General features: G+C 64.9%; 13 protein-coding genes. 4 read left to right on the top strand and 9 right to left on the bottom strand.

What is annotated here, in order from left to right; all coding sequences use genetic code 11:
* From V6M52_RS16885 to V6M52_RS16905, 5 genes are all read right to left on the bottom strand, one after another.
* Positions 1 to 254 (bottom strand): HPr family phosphocarrier protein (locus tag V6M52_RS16885; RefSeq protein WP_332701968.1); only part of this gene is annotated, 254 nt, incomplete at its 3' end.
* Positions 255 to 285: 31 nt separating this feature from the next.
* Entirely contained in the window at positions 286 to 687 is a 402-nt protein-coding gene (locus V6M52_RS16890; RefSeq protein WP_332692732.1) for a PTS sugar transporter subunit IIA, read from the bottom strand.
* 178 nt (positions 688 to 865) lie between these two features.
* Entirely contained in the window at positions 866 to 1,336 is a 471-nt protein-coding gene (locus tag V6M52_RS16895; protein ID WP_332692735.1) for an HPr kinase/phosphorylase, read from the bottom strand.
* 9 nt (positions 1,337 to 1,345) lie between these two features.
* Positions 1,346 to 3,157: a sensor histidine kinase gene (locus tag V6M52_RS16900; RefSeq protein WP_332701970.1), complete on the bottom strand. Its 1,812-nt coding sequence runs from the start codon at positions 3,155 to 3,157 to the stop codon at positions 1,346 to 1,348.
* 8 nt (positions 3,158 to 3,165) lie between these two features.
* On the bottom strand, positions 3,166 to 3,876 hold the full coding sequence (locus V6M52_RS16905) for a response regulator transcription factor (protein ID WP_332692965.1): 711 nt from the start codon (positions 3,874 to 3,876) through the stop codon (positions 3,166 to 3,168).
* 244 nt (positions 3,877 to 4,120) lie between these two features.
* Here V6M52_RS16905 and pckA point away from each other — a divergent pair, with 244 nt between their 5' ends.
* The gene (gene pckA / locus V6M52_RS16910) at positions 4,121 to 5,713 is read left to right on the top strand and encodes a phosphoenolpyruvate carboxykinase (ATP) (RefSeq protein WP_332701971.1); all 1,593 of its coding nucleotides are present in this window, start codon (positions 4,121 to 4,123) and stop codon (positions 5,711 to 5,713) included.
* Positions 5,714 to 5,780: 67 nt separating this feature from the next.
* On the opposite strand, the gene V6M52_RS16915 is transcribed toward pckA, so the two are convergent.
* The 3 genes from V6M52_RS16915 to V6M52_RS16925 form a co-directional block, all read right to left on the bottom strand.
* On the bottom strand, positions 5,781 to 5,984 hold the full coding sequence (locus tag V6M52_RS16915) for a YMGG-like glycine zipper-containing protein (protein WP_332692971.1): 204 nt from the start codon (positions 5,982 to 5,984) through the stop codon (positions 5,781 to 5,783).
* A gap of 748 nt (positions 5,985 to 6,732) precedes the next feature.
* Positions 6,733 to 7,629 (bottom strand): cell wall hydrolase, encoded by an 897-nt coding sequence (locus V6M52_RS16920; protein ID WP_332701973.1) that lies wholly within the window; start codon positions 7,627 to 7,629, stop codon positions 6,733 to 6,735.
* A gap of 579 nt (positions 7,630 to 8,208) precedes the next feature.
* Positions 8,209 to 8,889 carry an HAD family hydrolase gene (locus V6M52_RS16925; RefSeq protein ID WP_332701975.1) on the bottom strand — a complete coding sequence of 227 codons (681 nt, stop codon included), beginning with the start codon at positions 8,887 to 8,889 and terminating at the stop codon, positions 8,209 to 8,211.
* A gap of 132 nt (positions 8,890 to 9,021) precedes the next feature.
* Between V6M52_RS16925 and V6M52_RS16930 the strand changes: the two genes are divergently transcribed.
* Positions 9,022 to 10,431 (top strand): protein adenylyltransferase SelO, encoded by a 1,410-nt coding sequence (locus tag V6M52_RS16930; protein ID WP_332701977.1) that lies wholly within the window; start codon positions 9,022 to 9,024, stop codon positions 10,429 to 10,431.
* Between the two features lie 11 nt (positions 10,432 to 10,442).
* Entirely contained in the window at positions 10,443 to 10,997 is a 555-nt protein-coding gene (locus V6M52_RS16935) for a gamma carbonic anhydrase family protein (protein ID WP_332701979.1), read from the top strand.
* On the opposite strand, the gene V6M52_RS16940 is transcribed toward V6M52_RS16935, so the two are convergent.
* Entirely contained in the window at positions 10,994 to 12,406 is a 1,413-nt protein-coding gene (locus tag V6M52_RS16940) for a helix-turn-helix domain-containing protein (protein ID WP_332701981.1), read from the bottom strand. The genes V6M52_RS16935 and V6M52_RS16940 overlap by 4 nt on opposite strands.
* A gap of 120 nt (positions 12,407 to 12,526) precedes the next feature.
* Between V6M52_RS16940 and V6M52_RS16945 the strand changes: the two genes are divergently transcribed.
* Complete coding sequence (locus V6M52_RS16945) at positions 12,527 to 14,059, top strand: acyl-CoA carboxylase subunit beta (RefSeq protein WP_332701983.1); 1,533 nt, start codon at positions 12,527 to 12,529, stop codon at positions 14,057 to 14,059.
* The last annotated feature ends 73 nt before the right edge of the window (positions 14,060 to 14,132 follow it).

Raw genomic sequence — 14,132 nt, forward strand, 5'->3', positions numbered from 1 at the left:
GCTTCCAGCGCTTCGCGGGCCTGTTTGCCGCTGGCCTGGACCAGGATGGTGCTGCCCGGGCCGGCGCCCAGCATCATCAGCCCCATGATGGAATTGCCGTTGACCGAGGTGCCGTCCTTGATGACGCTGACAGTGGCGTCGAAGCATTCTGCTGTGCGCACGAAGCGGGCCGAGGCGCGGGCATGCAGGCCCTTGCGGTTGACAATGGTCAGCTGTTGAGCGACCGCCCGGCTTCCGCCGGCAGCCCCATCCATCAGGGCGCCCTCCGCAGGTCACGGGCCATGGTCAGTTGGCCCCGAGAATTGAATTGGCCACCGTGATGTACTTCCTCCCGGCCTCCTGGGCCAGGTTTACCGCATCCCTGATGGCCATTTCGCCACGCACACGACCGAGCTTGACCAGCATGGGCAGGTTGACCCCGGCGATCACCTCGACCTCGCGGTTCTGCATCACGGAAATGGCGAGGTTGGATGGGGTGCCGCCAAACATGTCGGTGAGGATGATGACGCCGGCGCCGTCATTGGCCTTGTCGACCGCGGCGAGGATGTCCTCGCGCCGGCTTTCCATATTGTCATCGGGACCGATAGCGATGGTCTCGCAGAAATCCTGCGGCCCCACGACATGTTCGAGAGCCGACTTGAATTCATTGGCGAGCGCACCATGCGTCACCAGAACCAGACCAATCATGCAACGTCCCCAGCCTGCCGGACCACACCAATGACATGGCTCTCACGGCATTCCAGTAAATTCTGCCCCCTGTCCACATGACACTCAGTGCGACCGTCACGCGAACCCGAACCCGGCCCAGAAGGACGAGCATGGTGCAGTTTCGGTCCGGATGGCCGGCGATTCAAGTGGTATTTTGTCACGGCGCAGTGGTCTCGTCTGCCAGGGCCGCGATGGCTTCGACCACCAGCAACACCTGGTGGCCCAGGCTGATGACGTCGCCATAGGGTACCGGCGCACGGGCGAGGCGAACCCCCGAAATCTCGGTCACCATCGCGTCTTCTTCGAGCATGCGTACGAGGTCGGGGACCAGATCGATCACCAGATTGAGCGTCACCAGGCTCTTGTGCGGGCGCCGGATGATGCCGCGTCCGCGCAGCTCGATCAGCCCGGCCAGGTTCTCGGGTGCCCGCATGCTGAGCTCGCGCCCGGTCTGCACCAGGTCGACGCGATCATCGGAGACGAGAAAGGCCGGCAGGCCGCGGCCCTCCCAGCGATCGAGCAGGGACAAAGCGAGGACCGATTTGCCGGCGCCGGACTGGCCGCGCAGCATCAGGCCGGTGGACCCCAGTAGCAGTCCCGTGCCGTGCACATTTGTTGGTTTGCTCATGCCTGCAATCTATTTGCGGGCGCGGGGCAACACAACCGTGAACACCGCCCCGGAGCGATCCTGACGATTGCGGGCCCGGATCGTGCCCTTGTGAGCTTCCACGATCTGCCTGGAGATGGACAGGCCGAGCCCCGAATGGTCGCCGAAGCTCTCGGTATCGGGACGGTCGGTATAGAAGCGCTGGAAGATCTTGCCGAAGTCGCCGGTGATGCCGCGCCCTTCGTCGGTCACGGTCACGGTAATCTGCTCGGGGTCGGTGGACAGCGCCACGCGCACCACCCCGCCCTCGGGCGAGAAGGAGACAGCGTTGTCGATCAGATTGGCAAAGACCTGCGCCAGTCGGCTTTCGTGCCCGTTGATGACGGCGGCGCCCCTGCCGACACGCTTGTCCATGACCACGGTTATCCCGCGCCCCAGCGCCATGTCCTTCTGGATCGACACCATGGCCTCGGCCAGCTTTTCCACATCCACCCGCTCGGAGCCTTCGCGCGCCAGTTCGGCGTCGAGCCGGCTGGCGCTGGAAATATCGGTGATGAGGCGATCGAGGCGCTTCACGTCATGCTGGATGATGGCGTTGAGCCGCTCGCGGTCCTCGGCGCGCTTGGCCAAAGGCAGGGTTTCGACGGCGCTGCGCAGCGAGGTCAGGGGGTTCTTCAGCTCATGGGCCACGTCGGCAGCGAAGCGTTCGATGGCCTCGATGCGGTTATAGAGTGCGTCGGTCATGCGCCGCAGCGCGCCGCTCAGATGGCCGATCTCGTCGGGGCGGTCGGTGAAATCGGGAATTTCGGCGCGGGCATTGCCGGCGGTCTGCACCCGTTCGGCGGCCTCCGACAGCCGCCGCATCGGCCCGGCAATGGTACCGGCCATCAGCAGCGACAGCACGATCTGCACGCCGGCCGCGATCATGGCGATGCGCAGGATGCTCCAGCGCTCCTGCGCCACGATGGAGTCGATGTCGCCCGGGGCGGTGGACAGCAGGATCGCCCCCACCACCGCGCGCAGGCGCTGCACCGGCACGGCCACCGACACCACGAGCTGGTTCTGGGCATCGACGCGCACGAAATCGGCCGGCGCGCCCGCCAGCGCCGAGGCGACCTCGGGATAACGGCTGCCTTCGTTGATGCCATATTCCTGGTATTTGGGGAAATTATCCCCCGGCACCCAGCTCAGCACGGCGTTCCACCAGTCCCACAGGAAGAAGTCGTTGCCCTTGGTCTCGATGACCTGCCGGATCACCTCGCCGCGGGCATAGATATTGTCGCTGTCCAGGATCATCAGGCCGCCCTGGTCGTAGATGCGGGCGCGGGTACGGGTTGGGGTGATGAGGTTGCGCAGGAGCGGCGCCACCCGCTCGGGGCTGATCGGGAATTCCAGGCTTGGATCGAAATAGGAGAGCGTGGAAACCGTGCCGTCGCCCTGCAATTGCAGCAGCCGGTCGGGATTGACCGAGATCACGTCGCTGTCGACCGTGGCCGAGGCGGCGATCGCGGCGGCGATGATTTCGCCCTGCACGCGCAGTGACTGCACGCGGGCGTCGATCAGCCCGGCGCGCCACTGGTTGAGATACAAAATGCCCACCACCAGCACCAGGAGGCCCGCCAGGTTGAGCACGATGATACGCTGGGTGAGGCTGGAAAAGATGGTGAAGTTGAGGAACCGGCCGATAGCACTCGACAGTTTGTAGGCCGGTGCCAGCACCAGCCGCCAGCGACTGGCCGAGGAGCGGGGCTCCGGTTTGGCCGCAGGCTCGTCCGGCCCCGGCGCGCGCCATTGCGACGACGCGTCGGGTTTTTCCTGCAATTCCGGATCGAGGATGGCCACTTTTGTGCCTACTGCTCCTTGAAGCGATAGCCGACGCCATAAAGCGTCTCGATCATCTCGAAGTCGTCGTCGGTCGCCTTGAACTTCTTGCGCAGCCGCTTGATGTGGCTGTCAATGGTGCGGTCGTCGACATAGACTTGGTCGTCATAGGCGGCGTCCATCAGCGCATTGCGCGACTTGACCACGCCCGGCCGCAAGGCCAGGGCCTGCAGGATCAGGAATTCGGTGACGGTCAGGGTCACGCGCTGGCCCTTCCAGGTGCAGGTGTGGCGCTCCTCGTCCATCACCAGCGCGCCGCGTTCGATCAGCGCCTTGGCGCCCACTTCCTGCATGCCCGGGGGCGTCGAGGGATCGCGCGGCGCGGCGCGGCGCAGGATGGCCTTGACGCGTTCGACCAGCAGGCGCTGGCTGAACGGCTTGGTGATGAAGTCGTCGGCGCCCATCTTGAGCCCGAAGAGTTCATCGATCTCCTCATCCTTACTGGTGAGGAAGATCACCGGCACGTCCGATTTCTGGCGCAGGCGGCGCAGCAGTTCCATGCCGTCCATGCGCGGCATCTTGATGTCGAGAATGGCCAGGTCCGGCTTGTCGGTCGTCAGACCTTCGAGGCCCGAGGCACCATCGGTATAGGTGGCGACCTGGTAACCCTCGGCCTCCAGCGTCAGTGAGACGGAGGTCAGAATATTACGGTCGTCATCTACCAGGGCGATCTTTGGCATGAGCTGCCTTTCTTGTTCGGACGCTTGCAAACATGCGGCACTATTGGCCGGATGCACGCTTGCAGGGGACAATTACGCACTAAATAAGGCGCGGCCAAGGGCAGCACAACGTCCGGTGCGATCTTTGGACGCGATGCAACTTCAGTCTTACGACCGATTTCGGGATGGTTGTAACACACCTTGGCCCGGTATTTTCAGCTTCATGCAGGCGGTGCCTTTGCCGCGAGCGACGGAGCAAGACGAGATGACCCTGTTCGACCACGAAGCGCTGAGGAGCAGAATCGCCGCCCGGGCCGGATCGCTGTCGCTCAACGATATCGCGCCGGTACTGGTTGCACGCTCTCTGCAGGGTGAGGAATCCGAACTGACCGCCGATGGCGCGGTGTCGGTGCGCACCGGCGCCTTTACCGGCCGTTCGCCCAAGGACAAGTTCATCGTGCGCGACGGGCTGACCGATACAACCGTCTGGTGGGACAATTCGGGTGCCATGAGCCCGGCCCATTTCGACGTGCTGCTGGCCGATGCCGTCGAGGCGATGGGCGGGCATGGCGTGTTCCGGCAGGACCTGCTGGCCGGGGCCGATCCGCGTCACCAATATGGCGTCACCGTACTGACCCCCAGCGCCTGGCACGCGCTCTTCATCCGTAACCTGTTGATCCGCCCCGGCGAAATGGTCGAGACCGGCAGCAATCCGACGCCAGTCACCATCGTGCATGTCCCCCATTTCAAGGCCGATCCGGCCCGCCATGGCAGCCGCACCGATACCGTGATCGCGCTCGACATGAGCCGCAACATCGTCATCATCGCCGGCACCTCCTATGCCGGCGAGATCAAGAAGAGCGTGTTCTCGCTGTTCAACTTCCATGCCCCGCGCCAGGGTGTGCTGCCCATGCATTGCTCGGCCAATCTGGGCAAGGACGGCGAAGCGGCCCTGTTCTTCGGTCTGTCGGGCACCGGCAAGACCACGCTCAGCAACGATCCCAACCGCCCGCTGATCGGCGACGACGAGCATGGCTGGAGCCAGGACGGCGTCTTCAACCTCGAAGGCGGCTGCTACGCCAAGACCGTCAAGCTCAGCGCCACCGCCGAGCCGGAAATCTTCGCGGCGACAAAACGCTTCGGCACAGTGCTGGAAAATGTCGTGCTCGACCAAGCCAGGGTGCCCGATTTCGACGACGTGTCGCTGACGGAAAACACCCGCGCGGCCTACCCGATCCATGTGCTGCCGGCCATCGCCAAGGGCAGTGTGGGCGGCACACCCAAGACCGTGGTGTTCCTCACCGCCGACGCTTTTGGTGTCCTGCCACCCATCGCCCGGCTCACGCCCGAGCAGGCGGTCTACCACTTCCTGTCCGGCTACACCGCCAAGGTGGCCGGCACCGAGCGTGGCGTCACCGAGCCACAGGCGACCTTTTCGGCCTGCTTCGGCGCCCCGTTCATGCCGCTGCACCCCACGGTCTATGGCGACATGCTGGCTGACAAACTCCGCAGCACCGGCGCATCGACCTGGCTGCTCAATACCGGCTGGACCGGCGGCGGCTATGGCGTGGGCAAACGCATCGACATCGCCTCCACCAGGCGCCTGCTGACCGCGGCGCTCGACGGCTCGCTCGACAACGCGGAGATGCGGACTGACGAGCTGTTCGGCTTCCAGGTGCCGCTGGCCGTGCCCGGTGTCGATGCCAGGCTGCTGACCCCGCGCCTCACCTGGGCCGATGGCGAAGCCTATGACCGGCAGGCCATCCACCTGGCCGGCCTGTTCCGCGCCAATTTCGAGAAATTCGGCGCCGAAGCCGACGCCGCACCAGGACCGCGGCTGGCCCAGGCGGCGGAGTAGAGACAGGCAGATGGAATTGGCGACGGTGCATCAGCGCCGCCGCCAATTCTTCTGACAAATGTCGATCTTACTGGTTGGCGATGAGCGCACCACCCGCGCCGCCAGCCGCCGCGCCAACGATGGCCCCACCATAGCCACCGACCGCTCCGCCGACAACAGCACCGGCTGCGCCGCCCAAGGCCGCGCCGCTCACGGTTCGCTGGGTCGTGGTGCAGGCGGCAAGGGAAAGCGCGGCGACCACGACCAGCGCCACTGAAGCAGATTTCTTCATCTCATGTCCTCCAAGGAATCAACGCGCGCATTTCAGGACGTGCTTCGCGGCAAAAGAAGGGCCTTTGGCGCGTTGACCCTCTCCAATGGCGTCACCGCCCGCCGGGCCGTCGCGAAGAAAAACCAGCGAGGGCGCCCGATCGGGACCTCAGGAGCGGGGCACCGGGCGACCGGCATCGGGTCGCATCTTGCCCTATGGCATCCACCGCGGCGCATGCGCCTCACCCACCCTTGATCCCTCCCTGACATCGGGGCTCCCGCCCCCTCCCAGCCTCCCCCATCATGGGGGAGGGTGCCGTCCAGAGATTGTGACCCGATTCGTGCCCCCGAGAGTGGAGCGGACACCTCCTTGATGGGGGAGGCTGGGAGGGGGTGGGGCCACCCGCGCCGGCCCCGGAATAGGACCAACTATCTCCATCTTGTCTCCATCTTATCCCCCTCCCCAAAACCTGTGGCACACTCCTCCCCATCACCCCGCATGGGCGGCCTGCAGGCGAACAGTGGCGGAGTGAGCCGGGCGCGGGCTTTGCCTCTCGCGCAGGTTCGAGTGCCGGCCGCAGCATGGCGAGCGTTCATGCTGCGCGACAACCGGAACTGTTCCAAAAACCGGCGCCCCGAGGCGGCAATCGTCTCGTTTTTAAATTTCCAGAGGCGACAGTCGTCTCGGGGTCCGCTCGTACAGTCGTAGCCGCGCGGCGTCAGGCCAGGGCGGGCGTTGTCGTGTCACGATGCGGGAGAGAGGGGACGCCCTAGTTGGGCGAGTAGAAGATATGCGAGCCGATCTGGGCGACGGCATTGTAGGTGTTCGACCAGGAAGGGCTCACATTGGTGGTGTGATAGTAGAGGGCCGAACCGGGCACGGCGCCGACCTGCTCGCCCAGGGCGAATTCGGCATAGACCTGCTGCGCCAGCGCCGCCGATCGGAGCCAGGCGCGGCGTTCGCCCGGCGCGTCGCCACGGCCATCGCAAGCGAAGGTGAACTGGCAGCGATAGCGGCCCTTGTCGGCGTTCTGGTAGATCACGCCGCACAGGGTCGAGGGGAACTTGTTGGAGCGGGCCCGGTTGACGATGACATTGGCCACCGCGAGCTGGCCCGCTGCGCTCTCGCCGCGCGCCTCGTGGTAGATCGCCTGGGCAAGACAGTCACGTTCCGCATTGGCATGGTCGAGGCGCCTGGACAGCGGCTGGTAGCTGGTCTCGACATAGGCGGCCAGGGCCGAAGGGTTGAGCGCCGGCTGGGGCCGGGCCGCCGGGCTGGTGAAGCTGGCAATGGCCGAGACGGCGCTGTTGCCGCCCAGCGAGCCGCGGGCAATGTAGCCCAGCAGCACGTCGGAGGTCAGCTCGCCGGCCTCCTGCGCGAGCACATTGGTGGCGCGCAGCGTCTTCTGCCGTTCGACATAATTGGCAAGCAGAGCCGGGGTCAGCGGCTGCTGACCGGGCGCCACCGGCATCATGGTCGGCCCGATGGCCGGCTGGGCGCGCACGGCCACCAGCTCGGCCGGCACCTGCAGCGGCGTCACATCGGCGATGCGAATTGTCTGGGCATGGGCGGGAGCAAGGGTGACGAACAGCACAAGCGCGACCGCGCACAGGGCAAGAGCATGCAAGAGCGCACGCACCGCAATATCCTGCCAGGTCTGCCCCAATGCGTCGTCCTTGCCCCTGAGCCCGTCCGGCCGTATCCGGCGGGCCTTATTTTTCGGATCCGTTGCCAGACCCCCGTCACTTCCCGGCGGCACCCTATCCAAGGACGGCAGCCGATGGAAGTCGAAATTTACCAGCGCTTAACCATAGCCGTTAGCATCTTAAAGTACGGTTAACTGAGACGGCCCCGGATGAAAACCCAAGAACCAGAAGGACTTGGCACGTAGTAAAGAGGGGCCTCAGGCAGTCGATAAAAGTTTACGGACTGGCGGCGCGGCCCATGCGCTTTGTTGTGGAAGTGTGGTGGGCCGGAAACAAAGGGAGAGTGGTGCTGGTCGAGGAGCGGCCCAATGCCCCGGCGGGAGGGCACAGTCTTGCCCACCCGCCGAGCGGCACCTCCCCCTCGACGGGGGAGGCTGGGAGGGGGTGTCGGTTGGCCCGAATATCCGGGCCAAACACCCCCCTCCCTTGATCCCTCCCCGCAAGGGGGAGGGTGTCGACTGAGAGATCGCTGCAGGAGAAATGCGTGTGCCTCGGCCGCACCGCCACACGCAGCCGCAAGGAATGACAATGACAGGCTACTACTTGTCGAAAGCGGCCAGCCGGACGTGGTCGAGGCTTTCCATCACGGCGATGCCCAGGGCACGGATTTCCGCACTGGGATGGACCAGGTCGGGCACCATCACCGTCTGCATGCCGGCCGCATGGGCCGCGCGCACGCCGGCATCGCTGTCCTCGAGCGCCAGGCAATGCAGCGGATCGACGCCCAGACGCCGCGCCGCCGTCAGATAGGGCTCCGGATGCGGCTTGGGATTGATCACGTCGTCGCGCGTCACGATGGTCTCGAACAGGTCCAGCAGGCCTGCGGCGCCCAAGTGGTGGTGGGCATGGGGATTGCGCGAGGAGGTGGCGACGGCGGTGGGGATGTTGCGCTCGCGCAGTTCGGTGACCAGTTCGCGGGCGCCCGGCTTGACCGGTACGCCGCCATGGCTGCGCTCGCGCATGATCACCCGGCAGCGCTCATCGAACAGCGAATAGGGAAAGCTGACGCCATAGGCCTCGATCAGCAGTTGATTGGTGCGCTCGTGACTGCCGCCTACCATCGACATATGCACCGCGTCGGTCATCTCGAAGCCGAGGTCGGTGCAGACTTCGAAGACGATGGTCCGGAACACGCTTTCGGTATCAAGCAGCGTGCCGTCCATATCGAAGATGACGGCCCGGAAGGGCGCGAGGCGCAGGATGTCGCTCTGGGGTTTCATCCCGCTCGATATAGGGCGATTTGTCCCCGCTTGCTAGGCGGGCGGGTGAAAGGCTGCGTTGCGCACCGGCGCAGCATATCCTTCCCATGGCGTGCTGGCGCAACGCAGGGCATGTGCTAGCGTTGAGCCGTCATGTCCGAATTCAAGCCCTCCCAAAATCACCTGTCGCTGGGCGACGCCTTCTTCGATCGCGTCACCCCCGCCGATTTCCCCGAGACCATATTGCGACACCGCGACCAGCGCTGGGCGCAGCGCATGGGCCTGGGCGATCTCAGCGAAGCGCAATGGCTCGCTCATTTCGGCCGCTTCGTGCCCCTGCCCGGTTCGCTGCAGCAGCCGCTGGCGCTGCGCTATCACGGCCATCAATTTCGCAGCTACAATCCAGATCTCGGCGACGGCCGAGGGTTCCTGTTCGCCCAGGGCCACGACCTTGTCGATGGGCGGCTGCTCGATTTCGGCACCAAGGGAAGCGGCAAGACGCCCTGGTCGCGCGGTGGCGATGGGAGACTCACCCTCAAGGGCGGGGTGCGCGAAGTGCTGGCCACCGAAATGCTGGAGGCGCTCGGCGTTTATACCTCCAAGAGCTTCTCGCTGATCGAAACCGGCGAAGCGCTCTATCGCGGCGACGAACCCTCGCCCACCCGCTCGTCCTTGCTGGTCCGGCTCAGTCACAGCCATATCCGCATCGGCACCTTTCAGCGCCTCGCTTATCTCGAAGACAGCGAAAGCCTGTTGCGGCTGCTCGATTACGCCATCGCCAACTACTATCCCGAACTGGCAGATGCCCCCGACAGGCCCGCCGCCTTTCTCGAAGCGGTGGTGGGCAATGTGGCCCGGCTCGGCGCGCAATGGATCGCGGCCGGATTTGTCCACGGGGTGCTCAATACGGATAATATCAACATTACCGGCGAGAGCTTCGACTACGGCCCCTGGCGGTTCCTGCCCGTTTACGACCCGGATTTTACCGCCGCCTATTTCGACGAAACCGGCCTCTACAGCTTCGGCCGCCAACCCGACACCCTCGCGTGGAACCTTACCCGTCTTGCAGAATGTCTTTTGCCCCTTTCCAGCATCGAAGCCCTGGAGCCGGCGCTCAACACCATCTGGCCGACCTTCCGGGCCGAGCTGCCCCGGCAGATCCTGCGCCGCCTCGGGCTCAAGCCGAGCGACACCGAGACCGATGGTGCCTTCGTCACCGATCTCTTCGGCTTTCTCTCATCCAGCAAGGCGCCCTACGAACAGTTCTTTTTCGACTGGCGCGGCGGGGCGCTCAGCGCCGAACGGGCGGCGCGCAGCCCATCGGCCGGCCTCTATGCCACAGAAGCGTTCCGCCCCATCGCCGCTGGCCTCGAGCAATACGGCCCGGCCGACGATCTCAATCTCGGCCATGCCTATTTCGCCCGCAACACGCCGCGCACCATGCTGATCGAGGAGATGGAAGCCATCTGGGCGCCCATAGCCGAGCGCGACGATTGGCAATTGTTCGCAACCACACTTTCCGAAATCGCCGAGATGCGCGATGCCTATGGCATAAAGCCCTGAGGAGAACGCCCATGCCCATCTACATCCTCGACGGCGTCGCGCCGCAGATCAGCCCGGACGTCGGCTGGATCGCACCGAGCGCCGTGCTGACCGGCGACATTGTCGTCGGCGCCGAAGTCGGCATCTGGTTCGGGGTGGTCGCCCGTGGCGATATCGAGCGCATCAGCATCGGCGCGCGCAGCAATGTACAGGACAATTGCGTGCTGCATACCGATGGCAACAACCCGCTGGTGATCGGGGAGAACTGCACCATCGGCCACAGCGCCATCGTGCATGGCTGCACCATCGGCGACAATACGCTGATCGGCATGGGTGCCACCGTGCTCAACGGCGCCAAGATCGGGAAAAACTGCCTCATCGGCGCCAATGCGCTGATCACCGAGGGCAAGGAAATCCCCGACAATTCCCTCGTCATGGGTGCGCCGGCCAAGGTGGTGCGCCAGATCGACGATGCCGGCGTCAAGGCATTGACTGCCTCGGCCGACCGCTATGTGCGCAATGCCAGGCGCTATGCCTCGGGGCTGGTCGAGGTCACCGCCGGGCCCGGCGGGTTCGACCCGGCCTAGCCGATCTCGTAGGGCACAATGGATCGCCGGTCCGTCGGCACGCTGATGCTGGCGGCGAGCGGGGGCACCGAGCGCTGCGGGCAATTGCGCCGTTCGCAGATGCGGCACGAAATGCCGATGGGGTCGAAGGCCGCCCGTGCCAGGTCGATATCGGCGCCATAGACAGTGCGGCCCGCATGGCTCATCTCGCAGCCCAGCGCATAGGCATAGCGGCGCGTGGTGCCGTGATAGCCGCCCGAGCGCTTTTCGGATGACCAGGCCAGGCACAGATAGCGGTTGCCGTCCGGCGTCTCGGCCAGTTGCCTGATGATCTCGCCCCGCGCCTCGAAGGCGCGGTGCACGTTCCACAGCGGGCAGGCGCCGCCGAAGCGGGCAAATTGCAAAGCCGTGGCCGAATGGCGCTTGGTAATTGTCCCCGCCGCGTCCACCCGTGCGAAAAAGAACGGCACGCCGCGGTCCCGCGGCCGCTGCATGGTGGAGAGGCGATGGGCGATCTGTTCGAGACTGGCGCCAAAGACATGGGCCAGTTCCTCGATGTCGTAGCGATAGGCCTCGGCCGCCTTGAGAAAGGCGCCATAGGGCATGTGCAGCGCGCCGGCGAAGTAATTGGTCAGTCCCATGCGGGCAATCGCGCGCGCCTCCTCGGTCTTGAAACTGGCGGCGTCGAGCAATTGGCTCAGCAGCGTCGCCTGTTCCAGCCCGCCCAGCACGGCGGCGATCTGGAAGAACTGGGTCGATTGCTCCAGCCGGCTGTTGACCCAAAGATCGCGATTGGCCCGGTCGAACTGCACCATGGCGTCGCCTGTGGCCGGCGGGGTCAGCACGACGCGGATATTATGCGTTTCCGCGCAATAGACGATCAGCCGCCGCAGCCGGTCCGGGCCGAATTCGCCTAACTCGCCCGCCAGCGACTCGGCTGCGCGGTCGAGCGGGTTGATATAGTTGTCGGCGTAATGGAAGAAATCCCGCACCTCCTCATAGGCCGTCTGCAGGCCCGATTGCGGGTCGCGCGTCAGCGCCGCGTCGACGCTGGCCAGGCGCTCGTTGGATTTGCGATAGCTCTCGTAGAGCCGCAGCATGGCCCGCGCCATATCCGGCGCATTGGTGGCGACGGTCTTGAGTTCCTGCAGGTTCGGCGCACTTTCCCCAAACACCGGATCGGCCAGTGCCTCGCGCAGATCGGCGACCAGCCGATCGCTGGCATCGGTCATCAGTTCGGAAAGGTCGAGATTGAAGCCGTCGGCCAGGGCCAGCATCACCGAGGCGGTCAGCGGTCGCTGGTTGGATTCGAGCTGGTTGATATAGGAGGCCGAGATATCGAGCCGCGCCGCCAGCTCGCTTTGGGTCAGCTTGTGCTGCGCCCGCAATGCCCGCAGCCGGGCCCCGGCAAAGACTTTGCGCGCCGCCATCTTCACAACTCCACAACATCACAGAACCGATCTTGTGTAATTGTAACAGCTCCGCCCTTTGCTGTCTTGGGGCGCGAACCACATCGGCGTAAGGTGCGGCCACAGTCCGGGAGACCGCCCATGCAAGAGATCATCGCCGCACTCGAAGACAAGCGCGCCCAGGCGCGGCTGGGCGGCGGGCAGCGGCGGATCGATACCCAGCATGGTAAGGGCAAGCTGACGGCGCGCGAACGGCTCGACGTGCTGCTCGATCCCGGCTCTTTCGAAGAATACGACATGTTCGTCACCCATCGGGCGACGGATTTCGACATGGCCGAAACCATCATTCCGGGCGATGGCGTGGTCACCGGCTGGGGCATGATCGAGGGACGCCTGGTCTATGTCTTCAGCCAGGACTTTACCGTCTTCGGCGGCTCGCTCAGCGAGACCCATGCCAAGAAGATCTGCAAGATCATGGACCTGGCGCTGCAAAACGGCGCGCCGGTGATCGGGCTCAACGATAGCGGCGGGGCGCGCATCCAGGAAGGCGTGGCCTCGCTCGGTGGTTATGCCGATGTGTTCTGGCGCAATGTGCAGGCCTCGGGCGCCATTCCGCAGATTTCCGTCATCATGGGGCCCTGCGCCGGCGGCGCGGTCTATTCCCCGGCGATGACGGACTTCATCTACATGGTCAAGGACACCAGCTACATGTTCGTGACCGGCCCCGACGTGGTGAAAACCGTGACCAACGAAACGGTCACCCAGGAAGAACTCGGCGGCGCCTCGACCCACACGAAAATCTCCTCTGTCGCCGACGCAGCGTTCGAAAACGACATCGAAACCCTGCTCGAAGTGCGGCGCCTCTTTGCCTACCTACCGCTCGCCGCCGGGCAGAAGCCGCCGCGCCAGCCGACGCATGACCCGGTCGACCGGCGCGACATGAGTCTGGACACCATCATCCCCGACAGCGCCAACAAGCCCTATGACATGCGCGAGGTGATCGAAAAGGTCGCCGACGAGGGCGATTTCCTCGAGATCCAGAAGGATCATGCCGGCAATATCCTCTGCGGCTTCATCCGGCTCGATGGCGAAAGCGTCGGCGTCGTCGCCAACCAGCCGCTGGTGCTGGCCGGGTGCCTCGACATCAACGCCTCCAAGAAGGCCGCCCGCTTCATCCGCTTCTGCGACAGCTTCGAAATCCCCATTCTGACCTTTGTCGACGTGCCCGGCTTCCTGCCCGGCGTGGCGCAGGAATATGGCGGCATCATCAAGCATGGCGCCAAGCTCCTCTTCGCCTATGCCGAAGCCACTGTGCCGCTGGTCACCGTCATCACCCGCAAGGCCTATGGCGGCGCCTATGACGTGATGGCCAGCAAGCACATCAAGGCCGATGTGAACTACGCCTGGCCATCCGCCGAAATCGCCGTGATGGGCGCCAAGGGCGCGACGGAAATCCTCTATCGCTCCGAACTGGGCGACAAAGCTAAGATCGCCCAGCGCACGGCCGAGTACGAAGCGCGGTTTGCCAATCCGTTTGTGGCGGCGGAGCGGGGCTTCATCGACGACGTGATCCTGCCGCATGGGACGCGGCGTCGGGTGATCCGGGCCTTCGCGACGCTGCGGCACAAGCAGCACGCCATGCCGAAGAAGAAGCACGATAATATTCCGCTGTGAGGGGGCATTCCGCGATGGACCAGGCATACCCCCACCCCTGTCCCCTCCCCACAAGGGGGAGGGAGACGATGGA

The sequence above is a fragment of the Devosia sp. genome, from assembly GCF_036676215.1.
Taxonomy (GTDB): domain Bacteria; phylum Pseudomonadota; class Alphaproteobacteria; order Rhizobiales; family Devosiaceae; genus Devosia.

Coding starts and splice junctions, on each gene's coding strand:
- V6M52_RS16890 (WP_332692732.1), bottom strand. CDS start 687: ATGATTGGTCTGGTTCTGGTGACGCATGGTGCGCTCGCCAATGAATTC.
- V6M52_RS16895 (WP_332692735.1), bottom strand. CDS start 1,336: ATGAGCAAACCAACAAATGTGCACGGCACGGGACTGCTACTGGGGTCC.
- V6M52_RS16905 (WP_332692965.1), bottom strand. CDS start 3,876: ATGCCAAAGATCGCCCTGGTAGATGACGACCGTAATATTCTGACCTCC.
- pckA (WP_332701971.1), top strand. CDS start 4,121: ATGACCCTGTTCGACCACGAAGCGCTGAGGAGCAGAATCGCCGCCCGG.
- V6M52_RS16915 (WP_332692971.1), bottom strand. CDS start 5,984: ATGAAGAAATCTGCTTCAGTGGCGCTGGTCGTGGTCGCCGCGCTTTCC.
- V6M52_RS16925 (WP_332701975.1), bottom strand. CDS start 8,889: ATGAAACCCCAGAGCGACATCCTGCGCCTCGCGCCCTTCCGGGCCGTC.
- V6M52_RS16930 (WP_332701977.1), top strand. CDS start 9,022: ATGTCCGAATTCAAGCCCTCCCAAAATCACCTGTCGCTGGGCGACGCC.
- V6M52_RS16935 (WP_332701979.1), top strand. CDS start 10,443: ATGCCCATCTACATCCTCGACGGCGTCGCGCCGCAGATCAGCCCGGAC.
- V6M52_RS16940 (WP_332701981.1), bottom strand. CDS start 12,406: ATGGCGGCGCGCAAAGTCTTTGCCGGGGCCCGGCTGCGGGCATTGCGG.
- V6M52_RS16945 (WP_332701983.1), top strand. CDS start 12,527: ATGCAAGAGATCATCGCCGCACTCGAAGACAAGCGCGCCCAGGCGCGG.